The sequence below is a fragment of the Micromonospora sp. NPDC023644 genome (genome assembly GCF_040640115.1).
Classification (GTDB): Bacteria; Actinomycetota; Actinomycetes; order Mycobacteriales; family Micromonosporaceae; genus Micromonospora.
Genome location: NZ_JBFABA010000036.1, coordinates 35,278 through 60,837 on the forward strand (window position 1 = coordinate 35,278; position 25,560 = coordinate 60,837).

General features: G+C 74.1%; 23 protein-coding genes, 1 pseudogene and 1 riboswitch. Of the genes and pseudogenes, 8 read left to right on the forward strand and 16 right to left on the reverse strand.

Annotation, left to right across the window (positions count from 1 at the left end; translation table 11 throughout):
- Positions 1–6: 6 nt before the first annotated feature.
- Both AB0G08_RS22185 and AB0G08_RS22190 read left to right on the forward strand, forming a co-directional pair.
- Complete coding sequence (locus tag AB0G08_RS22185) at positions 7–174, forward strand: hypothetical protein (RefSeq protein ID WP_358091037.1); 168 nt, start codon at positions 7–9, stop codon at positions 172–174.
- A complete protein-coding gene (locus AB0G08_RS22190; RefSeq protein ID WP_358091039.1) occupies positions 174–938 on the forward strand; it encodes an N-acetylmuramoyl-L-alanine amidase in 765 nt (254 codons plus the stop codon). Before AB0G08_RS22185 ends, AB0G08_RS22190 begins: the two co-directional genes overlap by 1 nt.
- A 90-nt stretch (positions 939–1,028) precedes the next feature.
- On the opposite strand, the gene paaE is transcribed toward AB0G08_RS22190, so the two are convergent.
- The 5 genes from paaE to paaA all read right to left on the reverse strand — a co-directional run bounded on the left by paaE (position 1,029) and on the right by paaA (position 4,794).
- On the reverse strand, positions 1,029–2,138 hold the full coding sequence (gene paaE / locus AB0G08_RS22195; RefSeq protein ID WP_358091041.1) for a 1,2-phenylacetyl-CoA epoxidase subunit PaaE: 1,110 nt from the start codon (positions 2,136–2,138) through the stop codon (positions 1,029–1,031).
- On the reverse strand, positions 2,135–2,611 hold the full coding sequence (paaD, locus tag AB0G08_RS22200; RefSeq protein ID WP_358091043.1) for a 1,2-phenylacetyl-CoA epoxidase subunit PaaD: 477 nt from the start codon (positions 2,609–2,611) through the stop codon (positions 2,135–2,137). Before paaD ends, paaE begins: the two co-directional genes overlap by 4 nt.
- Positions 2,608–3,333, reverse strand: coding sequence for a 1,2-phenylacetyl-CoA epoxidase subunit PaaC (paaC, locus tag AB0G08_RS22205; protein WP_358091046.1), 726 nt, complete (start codon positions 3,331–3,333; stop codon positions 2,608–2,610). Before paaC ends, paaD begins: the two co-directional genes overlap by 4 nt.
- A 76-nt stretch (positions 3,334–3,409) precedes the next feature.
- A complete protein-coding gene (gene paaB / locus AB0G08_RS22210) occupies positions 3,410–3,730 on the reverse strand; it encodes a 1,2-phenylacetyl-CoA epoxidase subunit PaaB (protein ID WP_121397098.1) in 321 nt (106 codons plus the stop codon).
- The gene (paaA, locus tag AB0G08_RS22215) at positions 3,727–4,794 is read right to left on the reverse strand and encodes a 1,2-phenylacetyl-CoA epoxidase subunit PaaA (RefSeq protein ID WP_358091049.1); all 1,068 of its coding nucleotides are present in this window, start codon (positions 4,792–4,794) and stop codon (positions 3,727–3,729) included. Before paaA ends, paaB begins: the two co-directional genes overlap by 4 nt.
- A 362-nt stretch (positions 4,795–5,156) precedes the next feature.
- On the opposite strand from paaA, the gene AB0G08_RS22220 reads away from it, so the two are divergent.
- On the forward strand, positions 5,157–6,113 hold the full coding sequence (locus tag AB0G08_RS22220; RefSeq protein WP_358091051.1) for a hypothetical protein: 957 nt from the start codon (positions 5,157–5,159) through the stop codon (positions 6,111–6,113).
- Positions 6,113–7,054, forward strand: coding sequence for a hypothetical protein (locus AB0G08_RS22225; protein WP_358091053.1), 942 nt, complete (start codon positions 6,113–6,115; stop codon positions 7,052–7,054). The genes AB0G08_RS22220 and AB0G08_RS22225 overlap by 1 nt, the downstream gene beginning before the upstream one ends.
- A gap of 51 nt (positions 7,055–7,105) precedes the next feature.
- Here the strand turns inward: AB0G08_RS22225 and AB0G08_RS22230 are convergent, their stop codons facing one another.
- The 3 genes from AB0G08_RS22230 to AB0G08_RS22240 are packed head-to-tail and all read right to left on the reverse strand — an operon-like array spanning position 7,106 to position 9,978.
- The gene (locus AB0G08_RS22230) at positions 7,106–7,957 is read right to left on the reverse strand and encodes a menaquinone biosynthesis protein (protein WP_358091055.1); all 852 of its coding nucleotides are present in this window, start codon (positions 7,955–7,957) and stop codon (positions 7,106–7,108) included.
- Positions 7,958–7,990: 33 nt separating this feature from the next.
- Positions 7,991–9,352 carry an MFS transporter gene (locus AB0G08_RS22235; RefSeq protein ID WP_358091057.1) on the reverse strand — a complete coding sequence of 454 codons (1,362 nt, stop codon included), beginning with the start codon at positions 9,350–9,352 and terminating at the stop codon, positions 7,991–7,993.
- Between the two features lie 41 nt (positions 9,353–9,393).
- Positions 9,394–9,978, reverse strand: a complete 585-nt coding sequence (locus AB0G08_RS22240) for a helix-turn-helix domain-containing protein (RefSeq protein ID WP_358091060.1) — start codon at positions 9,976–9,978, stop codon at positions 9,394–9,396.
- Between the two features lie 316 nt (positions 9,979–10,294).
- Here AB0G08_RS22240 and AB0G08_RS22245 point away from each other — a divergent pair, with 316 nt between their 5' ends.
- Together AB0G08_RS22245 and AB0G08_RS22250 are read left to right on the forward strand one after the other, a co-directional pair.
- Entirely contained in the window at positions 10,295–12,376 is a 2,082-nt protein-coding gene (locus tag AB0G08_RS22245; RefSeq protein WP_358091089.1) for an AAA family ATPase, read from the forward strand.
- Positions 12,377–12,513: 137 nt separating this feature from the next.
- Positions 12,514–13,275 carry a VOC family protein gene (locus tag AB0G08_RS22250; RefSeq protein ID WP_358091062.1) on the forward strand — a complete coding sequence of 254 codons (762 nt, stop codon included), beginning with the start codon at positions 12,514–12,516 and terminating at the stop codon, positions 13,273–13,275.
- 152 nt (positions 13,276–13,427) lie between these two features.
- On the opposite strand, the gene AB0G08_RS22255 is transcribed toward AB0G08_RS22250, so the two are convergent.
- The 4 genes from AB0G08_RS22255 to AB0G08_RS22270 form a co-directional block, all read right to left on the reverse strand.
- The gene (locus AB0G08_RS22255; RefSeq protein WP_358091065.1) at positions 13,428–14,228 is read right to left on the reverse strand and encodes an ABC transporter ATP-binding protein; all 801 of its coding nucleotides are present in this window, start codon (positions 14,226–14,228) and stop codon (positions 13,428–13,430) included.
- Positions 14,229–14,272: 44 nt separating this feature from the next.
- A complete protein-coding gene (locus tag AB0G08_RS22260) occupies positions 14,273–15,376 on the reverse strand; it encodes an iron ABC transporter permease (RefSeq protein WP_358091067.1) in 1,104 nt (367 codons plus the stop codon).
- Between the two features lie 13 nt (positions 15,377–15,389).
- Positions 15,390–16,328, reverse strand: coding sequence for an ABC transporter substrate-binding protein (locus tag AB0G08_RS22265; RefSeq protein WP_358091069.1), 939 nt, complete (start codon positions 16,326–16,328; stop codon positions 15,390–15,392).
- A 110-nt stretch (positions 16,329–16,438) separates the two neighbouring features.
- Positions 16,439–16,520: riboswitch (cobalamin riboswitch) on the reverse strand.
- A 165-nt stretch (positions 16,521–16,685) separates the two neighbouring features.
- Positions 16,686–18,569, reverse strand: coding sequence for a M14 family metallopeptidase (locus AB0G08_RS22270; RefSeq protein ID WP_358091072.1), 1,884 nt, complete (start codon positions 18,567–18,569; stop codon positions 16,686–16,688).
- 213 nt (positions 18,570–18,782) lie between these two features.
- Between AB0G08_RS22270 and AB0G08_RS22275 the strand changes: the two genes are divergently transcribed.
- On the forward strand, positions 18,783–20,138 hold the full coding sequence (locus AB0G08_RS22275; RefSeq protein WP_358091074.1) for a C39 family peptidase: 1,356 nt from the start codon (positions 18,783–18,785) through the stop codon (positions 20,136–20,138).
- Positions 20,139–20,323: 185 nt separating this feature from the next.
- Here AB0G08_RS22275 and AB0G08_RS22280 read toward each other — a convergent pair whose 3' ends face one another.
- From AB0G08_RS22280 to mqnE, 3 genes are read right to left on the reverse strand one after another with little or no spacing between them, the layout of a single operon-like run.
- Positions 20,324–20,599 (reverse strand): DUF4229 domain-containing protein, encoded by a 276-nt coding sequence (locus AB0G08_RS22280; RefSeq protein WP_358091076.1) that lies wholly within the window; start codon positions 20,597–20,599, stop codon positions 20,324–20,326.
- Positions 20,600–20,643: 44 nt separating this feature from the next.
- On the reverse strand, positions 20,644–21,066 hold the full coding sequence (locus tag AB0G08_RS22285; RefSeq protein WP_358091078.1) for a hypothetical protein: 423 nt from the start codon (positions 21,064–21,066) through the stop codon (positions 20,644–20,646).
- Between the two features lie 23 nt (positions 21,067–21,089).
- A complete protein-coding gene (mqnE, locus tag AB0G08_RS22290; protein WP_358091080.1) occupies positions 21,090–22,259 on the reverse strand; it encodes an aminofutalosine synthase MqnE in 1,170 nt (389 codons plus the stop codon).
- A 240-nt stretch (positions 22,260–22,499) separates the two neighbouring features.
- Between mqnE and AB0G08_RS22295 the strand changes: the two genes are divergently transcribed.
- Positions 22,500–24,149, forward strand: a complete 1,650-nt coding sequence (locus AB0G08_RS22295) for an NlpC/P60 family protein (RefSeq protein WP_358091082.1) — start codon at positions 22,500–22,502, stop codon at positions 24,147–24,149.
- 797 nt (positions 24,150–24,946) lie between these two features.
- On the opposite strand, the pseudogene AB0G08_RS22300 reads toward AB0G08_RS22295, so the two are convergent.
- Positions 24,947–25,560, reverse strand: a pseudogene (locus tag AB0G08_RS22300) (hypothetical protein); the annotation flags it as partial.

Below are 25,560 nucleotides of genomic sequence, written 5' to 3' on the forward strand. Positions count from 1 at the left end.
CCGTGGATGATTGTGGAAGCGCCTTCCCCCACCTGTCCTCCCCTACGCCGCCGGGCGCTGCTGGGCCTCGCGCCGCTCGCGGCCGCCGCGCTGGCCGTCGCGACGGCGGGCCGACCGGCGCACGCGGCGACGGCGCGGGCGCCGGAGTGCCTCGCCGACCTGACGGCGGCCTGATGGCCACCATCCCCTGGCTCGCCGACGTGCTCCGCGCCGCCGGCGTCACGGTGGTCGAGCACGGCAACTGGCTCGGCCGGGTGGCCGGCAGCTCGTTCGCCCCGATCGGCGTGCTCTGGCACCACACCGCGGCCACCTCCAGCGCCGGCAACCCGCACCCCGCCCTGAACATCTGCATCAACGGCCGGTCCGACCTGCCCGGCCCGCTCTGCCAGGCCCTGGTCGACTACCACGGCGTCTTCCACGTCATCTCCGGTGGGCGGGCCAACCACGCCGGCGTCAGCCGCGGCAGCGGCCCCATCCCGGCCGGCGACGGCAACACCCTGATGATCGGTTGGGAGATCGACTACAACGGGGTCAGCCAGGCCATGACGGGCGCCCAGTACTCCGCCTCGGTGCTCGCCACCGCCGCGGTGCTGCGGCGGCTCGGCCGGGACGCCAGCCACGCCCGGGGCCACCGCGAGACCAGCACCAGCGGCAAGATCGACCCCTCGTTCGTCGACCTCGACTCGATGCGCGCCGACGTGGCCCGCCAGCTCGCCGGCAACCCGCCCCTCGACCTCACGGAGAACGACATGAAGCTGATCCAGTCCACCAACCGGGGCATCGCCCTGGTCGGCCCCGGCTACTTCCGGCAGCTGCGCAACGACGAGGAGGTGCACGCCGCCGTCGCGCTGGTCGGCCAGCCCCTGGTCGGCAACGACCGCCAGTTCGACCTGTGGCGCAGCATCGCCTACGACGGCCAGGTCAAGGCCCCGAGCTGAGCACCGGCGGGGTGAGGTCGGCGGCGTCGACGCGGTGCCGGCGCCGACCCCGCCGACCGGCTTCCCCCCGCCGACCGGCGGGCAGACCGGTCAGGCGTCGTAGTCGACCGTCAGCTGGTCGGTGGTCGGGCTGGCCTGGCAGGTGAGGACGTAGCCCGCGGCCACCTCGTCCGGCTCCAGCGCGTAGTTGCGGGCCATCGTGACCGCGCCGTCGACCACCTTGGCCTTGCACGTCGAGCAGACCCCGCCCTTGCAGGCGTAGGGCAGCTCGCCGCGCACCTTGAGCGCCGCGTCCAGCACCCGCTCGTCGCGCCCCATCGTGAAGCGCGACGACCGGCCGTCCAGCAGGATCGTCACCTCGGCGCCGCCCCCGGGCTCGTCGGCCGGGCGCCGCGGCGGGGCCGGGGCCTCGGCGACGTGGAACAGCTCCGTGTGCACCGCCGACTCCGGCACGCCACGCGCCGCGAGCACCTCCCGGGCGTCCACCACCATGTCGTACGGACCACAGAGGAACCACTCGTCGACGGCGTCGCCGGGAACGATGGTGTCCAGCAGCCGGCCCAGCCGGTCGGCGTCGATCCGACCGGAGAGCAGCGGCGACTCCCCCTGCTCCCGGGAGAGCACGTGCACCAGGTGCAGCCGGGTCGGCCACCGGTCCTTCAGGTCGGCCAGCTCCTCGGCGAACATCACCGTGTTCGCCGTGCGGTTGCCGTACACCAGCGTGAACGTGCTGGCCGGCTCGACGGCGAGCGCCGTCGCGACCAGCGCGAGCACCGGGGTGATGCCCGAGCCGGCGACCACCGCGCCGTAGTGGCGGACCCGGTCCGGCGCGAAGGCCGTGGTGAAGTGCCCGAGCGGCGGCAGCACCTCGATCGTGTCGCCGCCGCGCAGCGCGCCGCAGGCGAACGCGGAGAACGCGCCCCCGGGGATCTCCCGCACGCCGATCCGCAGCCGGCCGTGCCGGGTGAGGTCGTCGGGCGTGGAGCAGATGGAGTACGACCGCCGCACGTCCTCGCCGGCGGCACCGGGGCGCCGGACGGTGAGGTGCTGGCCGGCGGAGAACGCGAACGTCTCCCGCAGCTCCTCGGGCACGGCGAAGGTGACCGCCACGGCGTCACCGGTGAGCCGGTCGACGGCGGCGACGGAGAGCGGGTGGAAGACCGGCCGGCGACGGACCGGGCGGGTGATGGTGACAGTCACAGCGCCTTCAGGTGGTCGAAGGGTTCACGGCAGGAACGGCACCGCCACAGTGCCTTGCACGCGGTCGAGCCGAAGCGGCTGACCTGCTCGGTGTCGGGCGAGCCGCAGCGCGGGCAGCGGACGGCGAGCGTCAGCGGCACCACGTTGCCGGTGCGCACGGGCGACGGCGGGGCGATGCCGGCGGCGGCGAGCTTGGCCCGCCCGGCGTCGGAGATCCAGTCGGTGCTCCACGCCGGGCTGTAGACGGTCCGCACGTCGGCGTCGGGGCGGCCGGCGGCGGCCAGCGCCCGCCGGATGTCGGCGCGGATCACGTCCATCGCCGGGCAGCCCGTGTAGGTGGGGGTGATGGTCACGACCACCCGGCCGGTGGCCGGGTCCTCGTCGACCGCCCGCAGGATGCCGAGGTCGTCGATGGTGACGACCCGGATCTCCGGGTCCACCACCGCCGCCACGGCCTCCCTGGGGTCCGTCACCAGCGCGCCCCGGGGTGGGCGCGGTGCAGCACCTGCATCTCGGCGAGCAGGTAGGACAGGTGCTCGGTGTGCACGCCGTCCCGCCCGCCGGCCGGCGCCCAGCCGGACTCCGGCCGGGTCAGCGTGGCCTCGTCGAGCACGGCGGCGACGGTGGCGTCGAAGTCGGCCCGCAGGGTGGCCGGGTCGACCGGCGCCGCCGGGTCGGAAGCGAACAGCTCGTGCACGTACGGCCAGACCTGGTCGACCGCCGCCTGCATGCGCCGGTGCGACTCCTCGGTGCCGTCGCCGAGCCGCCGCACCCACAGCGAGCCGTGGTCGAGGTGGTAGGCCGACTCCTTGCGGGCCTTGGCGCCGATCGCCGCCAGCCGCTCGTCGGCGCACCCGGCCAGCGCGGTGTAGAGCGGGAGCTGGTAGGCCGCGAGGAAGAACAGCTTCGCCATGGTGACCGCGAAGTCGCCATTGGGCTGCTCCACCAGCAGGCAGTTGCGGAACTCCCGGTCGTCGCGGAGGAACGCCAGCGCGTCCTCGTCCCGGCCGGCGCCCTCCAGCTCGCCCGCGTACGACAGCAGGAGCCGGGCCGCGCCGAGCTGGTCGAGGGCGATGTTGGCCAGCGCGATGTCCTCTTCCATCTCCGGCGCGCGGGTGGTCCACTCGGCCAGCCGCTGCGCCGCGACGAGCGCGTCGTCGCCGAGGGCGAGGACGAAGTCGAAGGGGCCGTTCACGCCGCCACCTCGCTCCGCTCGGCGGCGGCGCGAGGCGCCCCGGTGCTGAGCCGGATGGTTCGCTCGCTGCGCTCGTTCACAGGTGGGCCACCCCGTCCGGCACGTCGTAGAAGGTGGGGTGGCGGTAGACCTTGTCGGCCGCCGGGTCGAAGAACGCGTCCTTCTCGTCGGGGCTGGACGCGGTGATCGCGCCCGCCGGCACCACCCAGATGGAGACGCCCTCCTGGCGGCGGGTGTAGAGATCCCGCGCGTTGCGCAGGGCCAGCTCCGCGTCGGGGGCGTGCAGGCTGCCGACGTGGGTGTGCGACAGCCCGCGCCGCGCCCGCACGAAGACCTCCCACAAGGGCGAAGGACCGCTCACGCCGCGCTGGTCCGTTCGCTCGCTACGCTCGCTCACGCCGCTACCTTCTCCTTCTTCTCCACCCGCTTGGCGGCGTACGCCGCGGCGGCCTCACGCACCCAGGCGCCGTCGTCGTGGGCGCGGCGGCGGTGCTCCATCCGCTGCCGGTTGCACGGACCGTTGCCCTTGATGACCCGCATCAGCTCGTCGTAGTCGGGCTGGGTGAAGTCGTACGACTGCCGGGACTCGTTCCAGCGCAGGGCCGGATCCGGAATGGTCAGGCCGAGGATCTCGGCCTGCTGCACGCACATGTCCACGAAGCGCTGGCGCAGCTCGTCGTTGGAGAAGCGCTTGATCTTCCAGGCCATGGACTGCGCCGAGTGGGTGGAGTCGGTGTCCGGCGGGCCGAACATCGCCAGCGACGGGTACCACCAGCGGTCGAGGGCGTCCTGCGCCATCGCCTTCTGCTCGGGCGTGCCGTGCGCCAGAGTGTGCAGGATCTCGTAGCCCTGCCGCTGGTGGAACGACTCCTCCTTGCAGACCCGGATCATCGCCCGCGCGTACGGCCCGTAGGAGCAGCGGCAGAGCGGCACCTGGTTGACGATGGCGGCGCCGTCCACCAGCCAGCCGATGGCGCCCACGTCGGCCCAGGTCAGCGTGGGGTAGTTGAAGATCGAGCTGTACTTCTGCCGGCCGTTCAGCAGCAGCTCGACCAGCTCGTCGCGGCTGATCCCGAGGGTCTCGGCGGCGGCGTAGAGGTAGAGGCCGTGACCGGCCTCGTCCTGGACCTTGGCCAGCAGGATCGCCTTGCGCTTGAGCGAGGGGGCGCGGCTGATCCAGTTGCCCTCCGGCTGCATGCCGATGATCTCGGAGTGCGCGTGCTGCGCGATCTGCCGGATCAGCGTCTTGCGGTACGCCTCGGGCATCCAGTCGCGCGGCTCGATCTTCTGGTCGGCGTCGATGACCTCGGCGAAGTAGGCCTCGAGGTCCTCGTCCGGGCCGGGGGCCCCGGAGCGGCGGCCACGCTCGGCGGCCTCCCGCAGGGCCGCCTCCGCCGCCTCGACCTCGCCGAGCAGGCCGCCGCCGGGTGCGTCCTCGGCGGAGAAGTCGTTGCCATACATGGGGTCAAGTGTTACAGCTCGCCTCTCGAGACACCAGAGGGTGTAACAGGTTTCCGGAGACACTTTCGGCACGGGGCCGCGACAGCGGGTAGCCGCCTAAACTATGACTTGGCTCACTATGGAAAGCTGAATCCTCTCAACAGCCGCATAGCGGCTCGATATCCCGCCTACATGGCAAGTTGCCAGGTGTCGGGTTCTGGCGCGCCACCGATCCGCACGTAGACTTCCCCCGTCACACCGATCGGCTGCCGACGATCGCCCCGAGCAACACGGAGGGCGGATCCCCCGGCCCTCGGCGAGCCGCCGATCCGTCCGACAACCAGCCGGTCCCCCCGGCCCTGACCTCTGGAGCTCACCCACTCATGCGATCCCGCGTGACCCTGGTGCTCGCCGTCGTGGCGGTCCTCCTCGGTGGCGGCCTGCTCGTTCCGGCCGCGTACGCCCGACTCGCCGGCGACGACGCCGCGAGCGGCGGAAGCGGCGGCGGGAGCGTCGCGGCCCCCGCGCCCACCCCGCCCCCGCCGCCGACCCTGGCCGCCGGCCCGGTGACGGTGGACTTCAAGGGCGAGTTCTTCTCGTGGGCCCTGATGGACCGGGAGAGCGGCAAGATCTCCGGGTCGAAGAACATGACCTCGACCAGCTCCACCGAATCGATGATCAAGTCCTGGTTCGCGGCGGACTACCTCCGCCAGCTCGGCGACAAGCCGCTGCCGGCCGAGCGCAGGAAGCAGATCACCACCGCCATCCGGGACAGCAACGACGACGCCGCCAACGCCCTCTACGGCGCGGTGGGCCGGGCCGCGACGATCAAGCGGATGATCAGCACCTGCGAGCTCACCGACACCAAGCCGGGCAACGTGCCGGGTTACGTGGGCTGGTGGAGCTTCACCCGGATGTCCCCGCGCGACGCCGTCCGGCTCGGCGACTGCATCGCCGACGGCACGGCCGCCGGCCCCAAGTGGACGAAGCTCCTGCTGGACGAGATGAGCAAGGTCAGGGGCAGCACGGCCGCCAAGGACCAGAAGGCCCGGTCGGGCGGTGGCCGCTGGGGCATCGTCGACGGCCTGCCCGCCGCCATCAAGGCCCAGGGCCCGGTCAGCATGAAGAACGGCTGGACCCCGCTCAACTACGACGGCAACTGGCACGTCAACTGCCTCGCGGTCACCGACAGGTGGAGCCTCGCGGTGATGCTCCGCTACCCGCAGAAGAGCGGCCTCGACTACGGCGCGCAGGTCTGCGCCTCGGTCGCCAGCCAGCTCGTGTCCCCGCAGCCGGGTGCCGCCCTCAAGGTGCCCCAGCAGCCCGCCGGGAAGCTCTGATGGCGCGGCAGCGCCGGGCCGACGGGCCCGCCGACGCCTCCCCGCTCAAGCTGATCGCCATCGCGGTGGTCCTCATCGGCCTGGTGCTCGTCTCGCTGCGGCTGCTGCCGGGCTCGCCGTTCGAGTCCCGCGCCGCCGCGACGTGGGGCGCCCCCGCCGAGCCGGCCGGACGCGGCACGGGCGCCCCGAGCGACCGCAGTTCGCGGCCGTCGCCGACGCCGAGCCCCACGCCGGAGCCGCTGCCGTTCCAGGCGAAGGACCTCGACCTGGACATCGAGGGCTGGTACTCCTGGAGCGTCCTCGACCGCCGCAACGGCGAGATCATCGGCTCGGACAACATGGACGAGACCAGCACCACCGCGTCGCTGATCAAGGCCTGGATCGTCGCCGACTACCTGCGCCGCGCCGACGACGCCGGCCAGACCCCGAGCGCCGCCAGGCTCGCCGACGCCACGAAGATCATCCGGGACAGCGACAACACCCGGGCCGAGCAGTTCTACAACACGGTCGGCCGGTCCGCCTCGATCAAGCGGCTGATCTCCCTGTGCGAGCTGACCGACAGCAAGGTCGCCGCCGACGGCGGCTGGAGCCGCACCGCGCTCTCCCCCCGGGACACCGCCCGGATGGGCGCCTGCATCGCTGACGGCCGCGCCGCCGGGGCCGAGTGGACCAAGTGGCTGGTCGGCGAGATGCGGCTCGTCCGGGGCAGCGGTGACTTCGGCATCCGCAAGGCGTTCCCGGCCGCGGAGCGCAAGACCATCGCCATCAAGAACGGCTGGATCGACCGAACGCGGGAGCAGGAGATGCACATCAACTGCCTCGCCATCGGCGACACCTGGACGATGGGCGTGATGGTCCGCTACCCGATCGGCAAGGGCTACGAGTACGGCATGAGGAACTGCCAGAAGATCACCGAAGCCCTCCTCCGCCCTACCACCTAGACCCGGCCCCCGCCCGGCCCGACCCGGCCCCCGCCCGGGCCCGTCAGGGGCTCAGCCCATGAAGAAGGCCGGGCCGGAGGCCGGCAGGGGCGGGGCGGCGCCGATGGCGGCGGCGCGACGCGCGAACTCGCGCAGCCCGGCCACCTGGCGCTCGCCGAGGGAGAAGTCCAGCGCGCGGAAGTACGTCGCCAGGGTCGCCGCGTCGAACGGCTCCCAGCGCGCGGCCGCCTCGGCCACCTGGTCCAGTTCGGCCAGGCAGAGGTCCCGGGAGCGCAGGAACGCCTCGTGCACCTCCTTGACCAGGCCCGGGTGGGCGGTGGCGAAGTCGCGGCGTACCGCCCAGACGGCGAAGACCATCGGCAGGCCCGTCCACTCCCGCCACGCCTGCCCGAGGTCGGTGACCTCCAGGCCACGCCTCGGCGCCTCGTAGAGGGCGCGCAGCGCCACGTCGCCGATCAGCACCCCGGCGTCGGCCTCCAGCAGCATCTGGGTCAGGTCGGGCGGGCAGCGGAAGTACTCCGGGTTCACCCCGTACCGCTCGCCGAGCAGCAACTGGGCCAGCAGCACGCCGGTCCGCGAGGTCGAGCCCAGCGCCACCTTGCCGTGGTCGAGCTCGGCCAGCGGACGGGTGGAGACGATGTTGACGGACAGCACCGGGCCGTCGCTGCCGACCGCCAGGTCGGGCAGGAGCAGCAGCTCGTCGGCGTGGCGCAGGTACTCCACGTGGGAGATCGGGCCGATGTCCAGGTCACCGGCGACCAGCGCGGCGCTGAGCCGGTCCGGGGAGTCCTTGTGCAGGTCGACGTCGATCAGGGCGCCGGAGCGCATCAGCCCCCAGTAGATCGGCAGGCAGTTCAGGAACTGGATGTGCCCGACCCGGGGACGTGCGACGTGCTCAGCCATGCCCCGACCGTATCCCCGCCGCTGGGCGGGGGCTCAGTGGGCCGGGGTGGAAGTGGCCAACCCCGCATCCGCCGCCGGGTCGCCGCCGCCCTGCGCGCCGGCCACCCCGCCGGTCCGCTCCGCCACCACCGACCCGGCCACGTCGACGCCGCCGGCGCGTCCGCCACCGCCGGCGGCGTCGACGGACCGGGCACGCCGGACGGACCGGACGACGGCCGGCACGATCGCCGCCACGACCAGCAGGCCGACGGCACCGGCGGCCGCGATGAGGGGTCGCGGTGACAGCACGGCCAACAGGGCGCCCCCGATGAGGTAGCCGCCCATCGAGCCACCCTGGACGGCCGCGCCGTAAGCGGCGTACGCCCGGCCGCGCGCCGCCTCGGGCACCCGCCGGGCGGTGAGCACGTTGGCGAAGACGTTCTCCCCGCCGTTCGCCGCGCCCGCGACCAGCCAGAGCGGGACCAGCAGCGCGGCCGCCGGCACGGCGGCGGCGACCAGCACCATGAGGCAGATGCCACCGAGCGTCGCCAGCACCCCGTACACCAGGGCGCCGTCGTCGGTGAGCCGACGGGCCAGCCGGGCGCAGAGCCAACTCCCCGGCATCATGCCCGCCATCCAGGCGGCACCGACGAGCCCGTACGTGGTGGGCGAGCCGCCGAGGGTCTCCCGGATGAAGAAGACCTCGATCACGTTGATGCCGCCCACCGCCGTGATGACGGCCGCCGTACTGAGGACGACGGCCAGCAGCAGCGGGTCGCGGCGCAGCCGCCACGCCGGGGCCTGGCCGGCCCCGGTCTCCGGGGTGGCCGCGGCGGTCCGCCGGCCGCCCCGCCGGGTCTTCAGCAGCAGGCCCACGACCACCAGCGCGAGATAGCTCGCGGCGTCGATGAGCAGCGGTACGCGGGTGCCGAACTGCCCGACGAGGAGCCCGGCGAGCACCGGGCCGCCGAGCGCGCCCAGGGACGAGGCGGTCTGGCTGATCGCGCTGGCCCGGGGCAGGTCGGCGGGGCGCACCATCGTCGGCAGCAGCGCCGCGAGGCAGGGCTGGGTCGCGGCCAACCCGCAGGCGAGCAGCGCGACGAGCCCGATGATCAGGGCGGGGTGGTCGGCGAAGGCGAGCAGGGAGCACACGGCGGCCTGCCCGAGCCCGACGGCGACCAGCAGCGTGCGGCTGTCCACCCGGTCGGCGAGCCGCCCGGTGACCGGGGCGAGCACCACCAGCGGCAGGGTGGCCGCCAGCAGCAGCCCGGACACGGCGAGCCCGCTGGCCCCGGCGGCCTGGAGCGCGAGCGCCAGCGCGGTGGCGGCGAGGAAGTCCCCGCAGATCGAGGTGCCACGCGCGACGGCGGCGAGCCAGACGTCGGACCAGCGCGAACCGTCAGTTGTGAAAGACATACTTCGAAAATAATCCTTCACAACTGATCGGATCAACCCCCTTACGCCAGCGGCACCACCCGGTAGTGCACCGCCACGGAACGCCCACCGGCCGGCGCGTCCCCCTGCCGGTTCCGCTGCCGGTACGGCTCGAACAGCGCGCTCACCGCCTCGTTCAGCCCGGCCAACTCCTCGGCGGTGAGCAGCAGCACCGTGTCGCTGAACAGCGCGGCGTCGTACCACTCCGGGGGCTCGTCGCCCGCCCGCCGCAGCCAGTCCCGGGCCCGTTCCAGGTCCCGCGCCGCGTGCGCCTCCACCAGCGCCTGCTCGGCCGCGCGCACCTCGGGCCCGGCGGAGCGGCCCGCGTCGACCATCAGGCCCTGACCGACCGTGCGCCACAGCCGCTCGCGCGCGTCCCCCCGGCTCGGCGCCTGCTCCACCAGGCCCGACTTCGCCAACGCCCGCAGGTGGTAGCTGGTGGCGCTCGGCGACAGCCCGGCCACCTCCGCGCACTCGGTGGCGGTCGCACCGCCCTCCACCCTGCCCAGATGCTCCATGATCGCGATTCGGGCCGGATGGGCCAGCGCCCGCATCACCTGCGGATCGCTGACCGTCATCTGGCGCCGCTCGGGACGCGCCTCCGTCATGCGTCCATGATTCCTGGTCACCCGACCCCCATGGGTCGGCGCCGGTCGGCACCGGGAACCGGACGGCGCCACGGCCGAAATTCGGTGGAGCGTCGCGCGCCCGGCGCGTAAGCTGTCAGGTCGCTCGACGGCCAGGGTGAGGTGACCACCGCATCGGACGTCCCGCGCCGGGGGCCGGCCATCCGCCCGCCGGACACGCGAGCGACCGGCAGCTGACCCGACGGGATGCACCGTGACCGACCTTGATCTCCACCTGGACGCCGACCTCGCCGCCGAACGCGAGCACCTCGCCACCTCCCGGGCCGCCCTCGCCCGGATGCGGGACCGCGCCCGGGCCCTCTTCTCCACCGGCGACCAGGTGGCCGGCGACGCGTACACGGCCGAGACGCTCGGGCGCACCCTGGCCCGCCGGGTCGCCGAACTCGCCGACGACCCCACCACACCGCTCTTCTTCGGCCGCCTCGACTTCGGCCCGGCGACCGGGGCCCCGCCCGCCGGCCCCGGCGAGGGGCCCGACGGGTGGCACACGGACCACGCCGGGCGGCGGTACCACGTCGGCCGGCGGCACGTCACCGACGACCGGGGCGAGCCGCTGGTGCTGGACTGGCGGGCCCCGGTCTCCCGGTCGTTCTACCGGGCGAGCGCGCGCGACCCGCAGGGCGTGGCGGTCCGGCGCCGCTTCGGGTTCAGCAACGGGATGCTGACCAGCTTCGAGGACGAGCGCCTCGACCGGGGCGAGGAGCTGGGCACGACCAGCCGGATCCTGACCGCCGAGATCGAACGACCGCGCGTCGGGCCGATGCGCGACATCGTCGCCACCATCCAGCCGGAGCAGGACGAGCTGGTCCGGGCCGACCTCGCCGACTCGATCTGCGTGCAGGGCGCGCCAGGCACCGGCAAGACGGCCGTCGGCCTGCACCGGGCGGCGTACCTGCTCTACCTGCACCGGGAGCGGCTGCGCCGGTCCGGGGTGCTGATCGTCGGGCCGAACCGGGCCTTCCTGTCGTACATCGCGGCGGTGCTGCCGGCGCTCGGCGAGGTCGAGGTCGAGCAGGCCACGGTGGAGGACCTGGTCGGCCGGGTGCCGGTGCGGGCCGTCGACGACCCGGCGGTGGCCGCGATCAAGCACGACGCCCGGATGGCCGAGGTGCTGCGCCGGGCGGTCGACGCGCACATCGGCGAGGCGACCGAGCCGATCATGGTCTCGGACGGCTCGTTCCGCTGGCGGATCGGGCTGGACCCGCTGCACCGGGTGGTCGAGGAGACCCGCCGGGAGCGGCTGCCGTACGCCACGGGGCGCGAGCGCGTCCGGGCCCGGGTGGTGTCGCTGCTGCAACGGCAGGCCGAGGCGCGCCGCGCCGAGTCCCCGAGCGACGCCTGGCTGCGCCGGATGGGCAAGGCCACGCCGGTCACCGCCTTCCTCGACGCGGTCTGGCCGGCGCTCACCCCGGAGGGGCTGGTGCACGCCCTGCTCACCGACCCGCAGCGGCTCGCCTCGGCGGCGGACGGGCTGCTCAGCGCCGAGGAGCAGGCGCGGCTGCGCGGGATCGCCGTCCCGGACGGAACGCCCGACCCGACGACCGCAGCCGGCGCGGCGGACGCCCCGCGCCCGGCGCGCCGCCCGACCACGACCGGAACGAAGCTCGGGCGGACGCCGAAGGCCACGAAATGGACGGCGGCCGACGCCGTGCTGATCGACGAGGCGGCCGGGCTGATCGAGCGGCCGGGCGGCTTCGGACACGTCGTCGTCGACGAGGCGCAGGACCTCTCCCCGATGCAGTGCCGGGTCATCGCCCGGCGCAGCGAACACGGGTCGATCACCCTCCTCGGCGACCTGGCCCAGGGCACCGCCCCGTGGGCCGCCGCCGACTGGCGGGAGTCCCTGCGCCACCTCGGCAAGCCGGACGCCGTCGTGGTCCCGCTGACGGTCGGCTTCCGGGTGCCCGCCGCCGTGGTGGCGTTCGCCAACCGGCTGCTGCCGGCGCTCGCCGTCGACGTGCCCCCGGCCGAGTCGCTGCGCCGCGACGGCGCGCTCGACGTGCGTACGGTCGACGACCTGGCCGCCGCGACGGTGGCCGAGGTGCGCGCGGCGCTGACGTTCGACGGCTCGGTGGCGGTGATCGCCGCCGACGACGCCGTCGGCGGGCTGCGGGCGGCGCTGGACGCCGCCGGCGTCGACACCGCGACCGTCGACGAGCCGGCCGCCGCGGCGCGCGTCACGGTGGTGCCCGCGACCCTGGTCAAGGGCCTGGAGTACGACCACGTCATCGTCGTCGAGCCGGCCGCGATCGTGGCCGCCGAGCCGCGCGGCCTGCACCGGCTCTACGTGGTGCTCACCCGCGCGGTCTCCCGCCTGGCCGTGCTGCACGCCCGACCGCTGCCCGCGCCGCTGGGCTGACCGGCGACCTGCCCGGCGCGACGGGGTCGACGGTTCAGCTGACGTTTCCTCGGATCCGCCCCGGGGCGCCGCGGGTCGGTGCCACGATTCCGGCAGGGGCGTGCCGGCGTGGCCGTCCCCCGCCGAGAGGGGTCGACGTGAGCACCGTCCCGCCGGGCACACCCTGCTGGGCCGACCTCGCCACCCCCGGACTCGCCGAGGCGCGGCGGTTCTACCCCGAACTGTTCGGCTGGACCGGCCGGATCGACCCGGAGCCCGCGGCGGGCGGCTACACGGTCTTCCTGCTCGGCGGGCGGGCGGTCGCGGGCGCGGGCCCGCCGGCCGTGCCCGAGCAGGTGCCGATCTGGTCGACGTACCTGGCGACCGACGACGCGGACCTGGTGGCAGGCCGGGTCGAGCGAGCCGGTGGGCAGGTCGTGGTGCCCCCGTTCGAGGTCTTCGACCAGGGACGGATGGCGGTCTTCGCCGACCCCGCCGGGGCGACGTTCAGCGTCTGGCAGCCGATGTCGATGCCCGGGGCGGAGGTCTTCGACGTCCCGGGGGCGCTCACCTGGACGGAACTGGTCACCCCGGACCCGGAGGGCGCGAAGGTCTTCTACGAGCTGGTCTTCGGCTGGCACCCGGACGACCAGCGGGCGGGCCCGGTCACGTACACCGGCTGGCGGCTCGGCACCCGGATCGTGGCCGGCATGGTGCCGCCGCTCGGCGACGGGTTTCCCGCGGACACGCCCGCGTACTGGTCGGTGTACTTCGCGGTGGCCGACGCCGACGCGGCCGCGGCCCGCGCCGCCGAACTCGGCGGCAGCATCCTGGTCCCGCCGCAGACCACCCCGGCGGGCCGCTTCGCCGCCCTCCGCGACCCCCACGGCGCCCTCTTCAACGTCCTGACCCGCCCCTGACCCGCCCCTCCCTCGCCGATCATGCAGTTCTGGTGGGCGGAACACGCCGATCCGCCCCTTTTGCGGGGCACCACAACTGCATGATCGACGCGGCAGGGGCGTGGAGGGGAGCGGGGTCAGGGGCGGGGTCAGGGGCGTGGAGGGGAGCGGGGTCAGGGGCGGGGGCGGACCGGGACGACCAGGGGGCCGTGGTCGCCGGGGATGACGCGGACGGTGGCGCGGTACCAGGTGGCGAGGAGCTGCTCGGTGAGCACCTCGCGAGGGGTGCCGGCGGCCACCACCCGGCCGTCGGCCAGCAGCACCATGCGGTCGGCGTACTCGCCGGCGATGGAGAGGTCGTGCATGGTGGCGAGCACGGTCAGGCCGCGCTCGCGGCGCAGCCGGTCGACCAGCTCCAGCACCTCCTGCTGGTGGCCGATGTCCAGGGCGCTGATCGGCTCGTCCAGCAGCAGCAGGGTCGCGCCCTGGGCCAGCGCGCGGGCCAGGAAGACCCGCTGCCGCTCGCCGCCGGACAGGGTGGCCAGCTCCCGGTCGTGGAATCCGGTCAGGTCCAGCCCGTCGAGCACCTCGTGCGCGGCGGCCAGGTCGGCGGCGGACTCCCGGCCCAGTGGCGCGATGAAGGGGGTGCGGCCCAGCAGCACGTAGTCGAAGACCGACATGCCGGCCGGCACGACCGGGGACTGCGCCACCGTGGCGACCACCCGGGCGCGGTCGCGGCGGCGCAGCGCCTCGCTCGGCGTACCGAAGAGGGAGACGGCGCCCGGCGCGGGCAGCAGGCCGCCGACGGCGCGCAGCAGGGTCGACTTCCCGGCGCCGTTCGGGCCGATCACGGTGACCCACTCGCCCGGGGCCACGGTCAGGTCCACGCCGGCCAGGATCGGGGTGCCGTCCAGGCGCACGTGCAGGTCGCGCACCTCGACGGCGGGCACGGTGGTCGCGTCGGGGGCCCGCACGGCCCCACCGTCCGCCGGCCGCGCGGCCGGCACGCGCCGCGCGCTCACCCGAGCACCCGGCGGGAGGTACGCAGCACCAGGACGAAGAACGGGCCGCCGAGCAGCGCGGTGACCACGCCGATCGGGATCTCCGACGGGGCGGCGGCGGTGCGGGCCACGACGTCGGTCAGGGCCAGGAAGGCGCCGCCGAAGAGGAGCGAGAGCGGCAGGATCACCCGGTAGCTCGACCCGGCGAGCAGCCGGACGGTGTGCGGCACGATGATCCCGACGAAGCCGATCAGGCCGGACGCGGAGACGGCGGCGGCGGTGCCGAGCGAGGCGGCGGCGATGAGCAGGTAGCGGGACCGCTGCGGGTGCAGCCCGAGGCTCGCGGCCTCGTCGTCGCCGACGGAGAGCACGTCGAGCTCCCGCCGGTGCAGCAGCACCACCAGGGCGGTGAGCAGGAAGTACGGGAGCACCAGCCGCACGTCGTGCCAGCCGGCGGTGGCGAGCCGCCCGAGCAGCCAGGAGTAGACCTGCTGGATGCTGTCGGAGTTGCGTTGCAGCAGGTAGGTCTGTCCGGCCGAGAGGAACGCGGAGACGGCCACCCCGGCGAGGATCAGCGTGGCGGTGGAGCGGCCGCGCCCGCCGGAGGCGCCCAGCAGGTAGGTCATCGCCACCGCGCCGAGCGCGCCGACGAACGCGGCCAGCGGGATGGTGAGCGGCAGCCCGGTCAGCGCCCCGCCCGCCCCGGCGCCGAGGGTGATCACCGCGGTGACCGCGAGCCCGGCCCCGGCCGCCACGCCGAGCAGGTACGGGTCGGCCAGCGGGTTGCGGAACACGCCCTGGTAGCAGCCCCCGGCCAGGGCCAGCAGCCCGCCGACCAGCAGCCCGAGCACCACCCGGGGCAGCCGCAGCTCGGTGACGATGGCGATCTCCCGCTCGGTCAGCCCGCTGTCGATGCGTACCCCGGGGATGAGGTTGAGCAGCTCGGCCGCGACGCTGCCCGGCGGCAGGCTGACCGGGCCGAGGGACACCCCGGCGACCAGCGCGACCAGCACCGCGGCGACCCCGGCGACGAGCCAGCGGGGCCGCAGCCCGGCGGGCCGGGACGCGGGGGGCGTCCCGGCCGGCCGGGCGGGCGGTGCCTTCACGAGCGGACGGCTCATGGACGGGTGCGGGTCACGCGGGGACCTTGGCGGTCGCGTCGACGATCACGCGGAGCAGCTCCACCACGCGGGGCCCCCAGCGGGAGGCGACGTCGTCGTCGAGGGCGACGATCTGGTTGTTCTTGACGGCGGTGACGCCGGCCCAGCCGCCGCGCGCCTTGACCGTCTCCGCGCTCTGCTTGCAGCACTTGGTGTCGGCGAGGAAGACGAAGTCCGGGTCGGCCTTGACGATGACCTCCTGGGAGAGCTGCGGGTAGCCGCCCTGCTTGCCGTCGGCGTCGGACGCGTCGGCGATGTTCTCCAGGCCCACCATCGTGTAGAGCGAGCCGATGAAGGTCTTGCTGGTGGCCGTGTAGAGCTCCGGGCCCAGCTCGTGGAAGTAGGTCAGCTTCTCGGAGCGCTTCGGCAGGTCGGCGACCAGCTTGGCGATGTCGTCCTTCATCCGCTTGGTCACGTCGGCGGCCTCGCCTGGGTGACCGGTGAGGGTGCCCAGGTCCGTGATCTGCCGGTAGGTGTCCTCCAGCGTGGTCGCCGCCGGGTTCAGCAGGACGGGGATCTTCAGCGCGGTGAGCTGCTCGACGATCTTGTTGGTGTCGTTGGCGAGCACCACCAGGTCGGGGCTCTTGCCGGCGATCGCCTCGGCGTTCGGCTGGAAGCCGGAGAGGTCGCTCTTCGGCACGTCGGCCGGGTAGTTCGAGTTGTCGTCGACGGCGGTCACCTGCTTGCCGGCGCCGATGGCGAAGAGCATCTCGGTGGCCGTCGGGGAGAGCGAGACGATCTTCTCGGGCCGCTTCTCCAGGGTCAGCGAGCCGACGGTGGCCGGGAAGGCGGCGCCGGCCGAGCTGGCGCCGGCGGCGGGGGCGTCGTCGGAGCTCTTCTCGGCGCACGCGCCGAGGGCGAGCGCGGCCACCGCGAGGGTCGCGGCGAAGAGCCGGGGGGTACGTCTGAGCACGGGTCCTCCTGTCGGTCGAGGAGCGTGGTGCTTCGCCGACAGGGAGCGGGGCGCCCGTCCGCGAGGCGCCCTTCCTCGAGAGCGCGTGTCGCGACCACGGACGCAGGCGACCTGGCTCGTTCCCGTCACGCTCCGGCGCGGCCGGGGTGGCGGGACATCACAGTTGCGGGACAGCGCCGGTGTCGCACCGGCTTCGCTGCGCGTGGTCGGTAGAACGGTAGCGCACGCCCCGGACGTGCCTCGTCGATCCAGGGCGCATCGGCGCTCGTTGATCGCCAACGGCAGCGATATGCCCTGGATCGACGTCTGCTGGCCGGTGGTGGGGCCCCGCCGGGGGCGGAGCGGGGCCCCACCGGGTCAGGAACTGGTGATGGTGACGTTGTCCACAGCCGCCTCGACCAGGCTCGCGCCCGAGGCGTCCGCCGCCTCGACGAGGATCCGCACGGACTGACCGGCGTACGGGGTGAGGTTGGCGTTGGACACCGCCCAGGCGCCGTTGCGGTTGGTGGCCGCCCCGGACTGGGTGAACAGGACCGTGGTGCCGCCGTTGTGCACCACGCTCACCCGCAGGTAGTCGGCCGACGAGGCGTTCGAGCCGTGGGCCAGGTACCAGGCGAGGGAGAGGGTCAGCGTGCCGCTCGACGGCAGGGTCACCGCCGGCGACCGGGCGCTGGTCACGCCGCCGTCGAGGTCGTAGTCACCGGCCGCCGTGCCGGCCAGCCGGCCGGTGACGAGGTCGTTGGCACCGGCGTACGGGGCGAGCTGCTTCGCCCCGCTGGAGGTGGTCGCCTGGGCGGCGCCCCGCTCCCACGCCCCGACGGTCGCGGTGTCGGTGCCGCTCGGGTTGATGGTCCAGCCGGTGGCCGTCTCGAAGGTGTCCGACCAGACCGTGGTGCCGCCGCCACCGCCGCAGTACTGCGCCTGCTTGCCGATGGCCCGGTACGGGCAGTCGGCGTACTCGCTGAGCAGCAGGACCGCCTCCCGGTTGCGCGAGGTCTGGGTGGGGATCACCTCGTCGGGCGGGTAGAAGCCGCCGCCGGTCGCCGAGCCGGGGTACATCTCGAAGGTGTACGCCCAGATGCCGTGCTGGCCCCACATCCAGTCGATGCTGTCCCCGTCGGTGATGTAGAGGTCGCTGGACTGCTGCGGGGTGTAGCCGTTGGTGTTCGCCATCTGCTGGCCCAGCGTGGCGAAGGTGTTGTACTGGTCGGCGGTCATCCCGGTGCCGGTGTTGTTGTACGTGTAGCCGAACGGCCAGAGCACCAGCTCCGAGTACGTGTGGAAGTCGATGTTCGCCTTGATCTGCTGCGTGCCGCCGACGACCCGGCTGTTGACGAAGTTCCGCAGCGCCGCCGTCTCCGGGGCGGAGAACGCCGAGGGGCCCCGGTAGGTGTCCGACGAGGTCGAGCCGGACGAGCCGCCGCAGCAGCCCCACTGGTAGGACCAGTTGCGGTTCAGGTCGGTGCCGACGTACGACGAGCCGCTGTTCGGCTGCCGGTTCTTGCGCCAGGAGCGGTAGGAGCCGGTGGCGATGTCGTACTCGCTGCCGTCCGGGTTGACCGTGGGCACGATCCAGATCTCCCGGGTGTTCACGATGTTGGTGATCCGGGAGTCCGTGCCGTAGCTGTCGGTGAAGAGGTTGAGCAGGTAGACCGCCATCTCGACGGTCAGGTGCTCGCGGGCGTGCTGCTGCGAGTTGAACAGGATCTCCGGCTCACTCTCGTCGGTCGCGACGTTGTCGGAGATCTTCACCGCCATCAGGTCCCGGCCCTCGTACGAGGAACCGATGCTGATCTTCCGCGCGATCCCGGGGTGGTCGGCGACCACCTTGTTCACCGCGGCGGTCAGCTCGGCGTAGTCGTGGTAGTTGGAGTCGGCCGGCGGGAAGGCGGCCGTGCCGACGTCCCCCTCGGCGTGGCTGTGGCCGTGGTCGTCGGCCGACGGGGCGGGGACCGCCTCCAGTCGGAAGCCGAGCCGGGTGATCGCCGCCGCCTCGGCCGGGGTGGCCGAGACGTTCAGCACGCCGTGCTCGACGAAGTCGATGGCGGCGCCGGTGCCGGCGACGGCGGTGCGGTCGTCGACCGTCCGCGGGCCGAGCACCCGGTAGGACGCCGCCGCGGAGTCGGCCCGGTCCGGGGCCGGCCGGGCGGTGGCCGGCGCGGCGGCGACCGTGAGCAGACCGAACCCGGCTGCTACGGCGACCGCCAGGCGACGGCGGAGGGTGGTGTTGCGGAAGGCCATGGACAACCTCCTCGGGGGGCGGGAGGAGATCCCGCTCGGTGGAGGACACTCCACCACCGAGCACATGGTCATATCAACATCCATCGCTGCCTAGTTTTCATGCCATCCTGATCCTCACACCGGCAAGGATTTTCCAACTGTCGACCTCTGGCGAAAGTTCCTTCCGGGCGCGACACTGACCTGCAACGATCCGTCCGTCCCTGCGGAGGACCCATGGCCAGACAACGCCTGCGCACGGCCGCCCTCGCGGCCGCCACCGCGCTCACCCTTCTCGGCACCGCGGCACCCGCCGTCGCCGCGCCCGTCGCGGCACCGTCGACCACCCGCCCGGTGGTCCACGACGAACAGATCACCTTCCAGGACTGGTCCCGCTACCCGGAGTGGCGTCGCGGCACCCACGCCGGCACCCGGGCCGTCCCCGGCCTCCGGCCGGGCGTGACGCTGGCCCGACCGGTCGGCACCACCGACTACACCGACCCGCACACCGGCCTGACCAAGAGCTGGGAGTACGGGACCTGGACCTCCCCCGTCACCCAGATCGGGTTCGACGCCACCGAGCTGATCGCCTCGTGGAACGCGGACACCCCGGCCGGCACCTGGATCCAGGTGGAGATGCAGGGCACCTACAACACCGGCACCCAGACCAAGTGGTACGTGATGGGGCGGTGGGCCTCCGGCGACGCCGACATCAAGCGGACCAGCGTCAACCGGCAGGGCGACCCCTGGTCGACCATCTGGACCGACACGTTCAGCATCGACGACGCCTCCGTCGGCGTGCTGCTGCGGGCGTACCAGTTGCGACTCACCCTCTACCGCGCCCCGGGCCAGCAGGCCGCGCCGGTCGTCCACACGGTGGGCGCGATGAGCTCGAACGTGCCGGACCGGTTCACCGTCGAGCCGAGCGCCGGCGGCATCGCCTGGGGCAAGGAACTCGCCGTGCCCCGCTACTCGCAGAACATCCACACCGGCCACTACCCCGAGTACGACGGCGGCGGCCAGGCCTGGTGCTCCCCCACCTCCACCACCATGGTGGTCGAGTACTGGGGCCGCAAGGCGTCCGAGGAGGACACCTCCTGGGTCGACCCGACCTACCCGGACCCGACGGTCAACCACGCCGCCCGGATGGTCTACGACTACCAGTACGACGGCGCCGGCAACTGGCCCTTCAACACCGCGTACGCGGCCAGCTTCCCCGGCCTCGAGGCGCGGGTCACCCGGCTGCACTCGCTGGACGAGGTGGAGCGCTTCATCGCCGCCGGCATCCCGGTCGTCACCAGCCAGTCGTTCCTCGCCAGCGAGCTGGACGGGGCGGGCTACGGCACCTCGGGGCACCTGTTCGTGGTGGTCGGCTTCACCGCCGAGGGCGACGTGATCGTCAACGACCCGGCCTCGTCCAGCAACGAGGCGGTGCGCAACGTCTACCCGCGTGAACAGTTCGAGCAGATCTGGCTGCGGACCAAGCGGACCAACGCCAGCGGCGGGGTGTCCGGCGGCTCCGGCGGCGTCGTCTACCTGATCAAGCCCACGGTGAAGCCGTGGCCGAAGGTGGCCGGCTCCACCAACTGGTGACCTAGACACCGACCCGGTCGTCCGAGGGGTCCGCGTCGCCCGGCTCAGGCCGGCGACCGGGCCCCTCGGCCGTTCCCGGGGACCGGGCGTCGCGGTCACCCCGGTCGTCTGCGGCGACCGGGCGTCCCGGTTCACCTCGGTCGCTTCCGGGAAGCCGGGCGTCGCGGTCGCTCCGGCGGCCCGGCTCACTTCGGGGAGCCGGGCGTCTCCCCGTCTTGGTCCTCGCCGGCGAGGGCGGAGCGGAGGCGCTCCTTCTCGGCGCGACGGCGCTCGGCGGCGGTGGCCATCTCCTCGGCCATCTCGTCCCGCCAGCCCTTCAGCAGGAAGAACGACAGGGCGGCCGAGAAGGCCAGCGCCACCATCAGCTTGATGAAGATGTTCAGCTCGATCAGCCAGAGGGCCGCCAGCACGGCGACGAACAGCCCGATCCGGCCCAGCGTGTACTTGACCGCCGCGCTCACGTTCCGCACTCCGTTCTCCGCCGCCGGGGCTCCCGGCGGCAGGTTCAGCCCGTCCGGCGGGCCAGCCAGTGGACGCCGTGGAACCAGACCACCGCGTAACCGAGGGTGAAGGTCGCCGCCCCCAGCCCGCCGGAGAGCAGCGACGGGAGCCCGGCGACGAGACCGGCCACCACCAACCCGGCGACCACCCCCACCGCGGCGGCGGCCAGCGCCGCCACCACCCGGGCCGCGCCGAACTCCCAGGCGCGGAAGTCGTCCCAGAAGAGCCAGGCCGGCAGGATGATCGCCAGCCAGCCGTTCGACCGGCCGAAGTCGCCGCTGCCGATCAGCGCGAACGCCCAGTCGAAAAGCACCACCGCCAGCACGCCGATGACCAGGCCGGCCAGGCTCACCCCGAGCAGGTCGCCCAGGGTGAGGATGCGCCCCTCGGCGTCGCGCCGGGGAAACCCGCTCCGCTGCTCGGTCATGGCCTACGAGGGTACGTGCCGGCTCAGGCCCAGACCTGCTGCGGCTCGGCGCGGCGCTCGGCCAGGGATGAAGGGGCGTCGTACTCGCGGACCACCTCGTAGCGGGTGTTCCGCTCGACGGGGCGGAAGCCGGCGTCCCAGATCAGGTGCAGCAGGTCGTCCCGGTGCATCGTGTTCGGGGTGCCGTACGAGTCGGCGTCGTGGGTGATCTTGTATTCGACGACCGAACCGTCCAGGTCGTCGACGCCGAAGTTGAGCGAGAGCTGGGCGACCGACAGCCCGTGCATGACCCAGAAGCACTTCACGTGCGGGACGTTGTCGAAGAGCAGCCGGGAGACCGCGAAGGTCTTCAGCGACTCGGCCGGCGAGGCCATCGTCGTCCGGGCCTGGATCCGGTTGCGGATCTTGCCGTCCGCCGAGTCGACGAAGTCGTGCTGGTAGCGCAGCGGGATGAAGACCGCGAAGCCGCCGGTCTCGTCCTGCAGCTCACGCAGCCGCAGCACGTGGTCGACCCGGTGCCGGGGCTCCTCGATGTGGCCGTAGAGCATGGTCGCCGGGGTCTTCATGCCCTTGCTGTGCGCCAGGGCGTGGATCCGCGACCAGTCCTCCCAGTGGCAGGCGTGGTCGACGATGTGCTGGCGGACCTCCCAGTCGAAGATCTCCGCGCCGCCGCCGGTCAGCGACTCCAGGCCGGCGTCCATCAGCTCGTCGAGGATCTCGTCGGCGCTCAGCCCGCTGATCTTCTCGAACCACTGCACCTCGGTGGCGGTGAAGCACTTGAGCTTGACGTTCGGCAGCGCCGCCTTCAGCTCGCGCAGCACCTTCGGGTAGTAGCGCCAGGGCAGCGTCGGGTGCAGGCCGTTGACGATGTGCAGCTCGGTGAGCTGCTCGTCCTCCATCTCCTTGGCCTTGCGGACCGCCTCGTCGATGCGCATCGTGTAGGCGTCCTTCTCACCCGGCTTGCGCTGGAACGAGCAGTACGCGCAGGAGGCGGAGCAGACGTTGGTCAGGTTGAGGTGCCGGTTGACGTTGAACATCACCCGGTCGCCGTTGAGCTCGGTGCGCCGGTGGTGCGCCAGCCGCCCCAGCCACGCGAGGTCGTCGCTGTCGTAGAGGGCGATCCCGTCCTCGCGGGTCAGCCGCTCGCCGGCGTACACCTTCGCTTCGAGCTCACGCTTGAGTCCGGCGTCCATCGAAAGCCACGTCCCTTCCACCTGCGGTAGGAATCGAGCGTACGTCGGCCCGCCGACGCCGCCGCAGCATGGTCGGCGCCCGTGCGCCCGCTCACCGAACTCTCAGGCTCCCGTTACCTGCCACGCATCGACATCGCTGCGTGGGTGCGGTAAGACAGGGTGGGACGTTCGCCACACGCTGGTAGCGTCCCCACGGCCGCGCCCACCCGGCGCGGCCACTCACGCCGGACGGGGAGCGGAATGGTCGACAGTGGGCGCGGGCGACGGCAGCGACGACGGAGCCCGGTGATCTCGCCGGTGCTACGTCCGGCGCTCTGGTCCGCCCTGCTCGGCGCCGTCGCCGCCACGGTCCTCGCCAACCCGGTCCAGGCCGACCCGTCGCTGCCCACCAGCGTCCCCGACACGGGTTCCCGTCCGTCCTATTCCGGCCAGCTCCAGCTCCCCGGCGGCGCGCCGGTCCCCGGGCTGCCCGGCGCGGTCCCCGGGCTGCCGGGCGCGGTCCCCGGGCTGCCGGGCGCGGTCCCCGGCGTGCCGGCCGGCAACGTCGGCAACGGCCCGCTCGCCGCCCAGATCTACGCCGCCGAGGCCCAGGTCGGGCAGTTCCGCGACCAGTTGCTCCTGCTCCAGCAGAAGCGCACCGAGGCCGAGGCGCAGCGCGCCACCGCCGAGCGGGACCTCGCCCTCGCCCGGGACGCGGTGGCCCGCGCCCAGGAGGGCGCCGACGCCGCCGCCGCGGGCGCCTTCAAGGCCGCCGCCGCCCTCCCGCCCGGCGAGTTCGCCAACGACCTGCACGAGCTGAGCCGGCTCTCCCGGATCATCCGGGGCGAGAAGGCCGAGGGTGGCACCACCGCCGCCGAGGGCGAGGTGTCCCGGGCCCGCGTCGGCGAGCAGGCGGCCAGCCAGTCGATGGTCTCGGCCGAGTCCCGCCTCACGGGGGCCAAGGCGGACTACGCCGCCGGCGAGAAGGCCCTGCGCGATGCCGAGAAGAAGCTCGACAAGCTGCGGCGGGACAACGCCGCGCAGCTCATCGAGATCGAGCGCCAGCAGGAGGCCGCCGAGCAGCGCCTCGGCGCCGGCTACCTCGGCAACGAGACCGCCAACGGCCTGGCCGCCCACCCGACGGCCCTGAAGGCCCTGGCGTACGCCAAGGCACAGCTCGGCGACCCCTACCTGTGGGCCGCCGAGGGGCCGGACCGCTTCGACTGTTCCGGCCTCATCTACGCCGCCTACCGGTCGGCGGGCTACCACGGGCTGCCCCGGGTCTCCCGCGACCAGTACTACGCCACCCGGTCCCGGACCGTGTCCCGCACCGCGCTGCTCCCCGGTGACCTGCTCTTCTTCGCCTCCGGCACCAGCTGGACGACGATCCACCACATGGGCATGTACGTCGGCGGCGGCAAGATGATCCACGCGCCCACCACCGGCGACGTGGTCAAGATCTCCACCGTGCGCTGGTCGCGCCTCTACGCCGCCACCCGGGTCATCGGGGCGGTGCCCGCGCCGGTCAGCACCCCCTCGCCGACGCCGACGCCGACCAAGCCGCCCGCGACGAAGCCGCCGACGACCAAGCCGCCGACCAGCCCGAAGCCGACCCCGAAGCCGACCTCGCCGTCGCCGAGCCCGTCGACGTCGCCGTCGACCTCGCCGTCGCCCACCGGCTCCCCCACGGCCACGCCCAGCACGTCGCCGTCGCCGTCGCCGAGCGACTCGGCCAGCTCGTCGCCGAGCGGCTCGGCCAGCTCGTCCCCGAGCGGCTCGGCCAGCTCGTCCCCGAGCCGCTCGGCCAGCCCGTCGCCGACGACCGGCAGTGTGGCGCCGACCACGGCGCAGAGCAGTTCCGAGCCGTCGGGCAGCACCTCGGCCACCGCCTCGGCGAGCACCGGCAGCTGACCACGGCCCTCGCCGGGCCCGCCGACCGGATCGGATCGACACCGCCCCCGGAACGCGCTCCGGCTGTGCCGCCGGGCCGGAATGTGGCACGGTGACAGACAGGCACGCCCGGTCCGACGTCGCGGATCCGGGCGCGAGCGTGCGCGGAGGGCGAGCATGGCCGAGCAAGAGGTTCCGGCGGAGCCGGTCGACCACGGATCCACGCCCGACCGGAGCCGTGCCGAGGCACCGCGTCCCCTGACGTCCGGCGGCACCCCGTCGGCGACCACGCCCGGCGGCGCGGCCACGTCGGAGCCCGGCTCCGCGGGCCCGTCCGGGTCGTCGCCCGAGCCGCCCGCCGACGACGTACGCCGACAGCCCGCCGCGCCGGCCCGGGGTCGGGTGTCCGTGGCCACCGCCGCCGCGCCCGGCGAGGGCGACGCGGCGCCGCCGGCCAGCCCGAGCGCCGGCACCACCTACCGGGCCGCCGGAACGGCCGCCCCGGCCGCCGCTCCGGTCCCCGGGCAGCGGGGCACGGCGGGAGCGCGGGCCAGCGCCTCCGTACCCGGAATGAGGCGGATCTCGGCCGACGAGGCCGGGGCCATCCGCTCCCGGACGGGCGAGGCCCGGATCTACCGGGCGGCGCCGGTCGACCCGGAGCCCCCCGAGCCCGCCCGGCCCCCGGAGCCGGCGCAGCCGCCGACCCCACCGGTCCCGGAGCCCGAACCGGCGCCGGCCCCCACGCCGCCGGTGCCGGGCCCGAACCCGCCGTCGCCGGCCCCTCCGGTCCCGACCCCGACGCCGCCGGTCCCCGGTCCCTATCCGCCCGGCCCGGTGCCCCCGGTGCCCCCGGGGCCCCGGCCGCCGGGGCCGGTACCGCCCGTGCCGGGTCCGCCCGCGCCGCCACCCGGGCCACCGGTGCCCGCCCCGCCGCCCCCGCCCGGCCCGACGCCGGCACCACCGTTCCCGCCGCCGCCCCTCACGGCCGCCTCGGGCACCAGACCGGCACCCGTCGCGAGCGCCCCGCCGTTCCCCGCGCCCTCGTTCTCGGCGCCGCCGGCCTCCGGGTCGCTGTTCGGCGCGGCCCCGGCCCCCGCGCCGCCGTTCTCCGCGCCCCCGGCCTCGGCACCGCCGTTCTCCGCGCCACCGGCCTCCGCGCGCCCGGCATCCGCGCCACCGGCCTCCGGGTCGCTGTTCGGCGCGCCCCCGGCATCCGCGCCACCGGCCTCCGGGTCGCTGTTCGGCGCGGCCCCGGCATCCGCGCCGCCGGCCTCCGGGTCGCTGTTCGGCGCGGCCCCGGCCTCCGCGCCGCCGGCCTCCGGGTCCTCGTTCTCCGCGCCGCCGGCGTCCGCGCCGCCGGCGTCCGCGCCGCCGGCCTCCGCGGCGCCGGTCGTGCCCGCCCCGGCGCTGCCGGCATGGCCGCCGCCGACCA

Excerpts from the sequence above, each read along its gene's own strand:
- AB0G08_RS22185 (WP_358091037.1), top strand. The coding sequence starts at position 7 with ATGATTGTGGAAGCGCCTTCCCCCACCTGTCCTCCCCTACGCCGCCGG.
- AB0G08_RS22190 (WP_358091039.1), top strand. The coding sequence starts at position 174 with ATGGCCACCATCCCCTGGCTCGCCGACGTGCTCCGCGCCGCCGGCGTC.
- paaA (WP_358091049.1), bottom strand. The coding sequence starts at position 4,794 with ATGTATGGCAACGACTTCTCCGCCGAGGACGCACCCGGCGGCGGCCTG.
- AB0G08_RS22220 (WP_358091051.1), top strand. The coding sequence starts at position 5,157 with ATGCGATCCCGCGTGACCCTGGTGCTCGCCGTCGTGGCGGTCCTCCTC.
- AB0G08_RS22225 (WP_358091053.1), top strand. The coding sequence starts at position 6,113 with ATGGCGCGGCAGCGCCGGGCCGACGGGCCCGCCGACGCCTCCCCGCTC.
- AB0G08_RS22230 (WP_358091055.1), bottom strand. The coding sequence starts at position 7,957 with ATGGCTGAGCACGTCGCACGTCCCCGGGTCGGGCACATCCAGTTCCTG.
- AB0G08_RS22235 (WP_358091057.1), bottom strand. The coding sequence starts at position 9,352 with ATGTCTTTCACAACTGACGGTTCGCGCTGGTCCGACGTCTGGCTCGCC.
- AB0G08_RS22240 (WP_358091060.1), bottom strand. The coding sequence starts at position 9,978 with ATGACGGAGGCGCGTCCCGAGCGGCGCCAGATGACGGTCAGCGATCCG.
- AB0G08_RS22245 (WP_358091089.1), top strand. The coding sequence starts at position 10,295 with ATGCGGGACCGCGCCCGGGCCCTCTTCTCCACCGGCGACCAGGTGGCC.
- AB0G08_RS22260 (WP_358091067.1), bottom strand. The coding sequence starts at position 15,376 with ATGAGCCGTCCGCTCGTGAAGGCACCGCCCGCCCGGCCGGCCGGGACG.
- AB0G08_RS22270 (WP_358091072.1), bottom strand. The coding sequence starts at position 18,569 with ATGGCCTTCCGCAACACCACCCTCCGCCGTCGCCTGGCGGTCGCCGTA.
- AB0G08_RS22275 (WP_358091074.1), top strand. The coding sequence starts at position 18,783 with ATGGCCAGACAACGCCTGCGCACGGCCGCCCTCGCGGCCGCCACCGCG.
- AB0G08_RS22285 (WP_358091078.1), bottom strand. The coding sequence starts at position 21,066 with ATGACCGAGCAGCGGAGCGGGTTTCCCCGGCGCGACGCCGAGGGGCGC.
- mqnE (WP_358091080.1), bottom strand. The coding sequence starts at position 22,259 with ATGGACGCCGGACTCAAGCGTGAGCTCGAAGCGAAGGTGTACGCCGGC.
- AB0G08_RS22295 (WP_358091082.1), top strand. The coding sequence starts at position 22,500 with ATGGTCGACAGTGGGCGCGGGCGACGGCAGCGACGACGGAGCCCGGTG.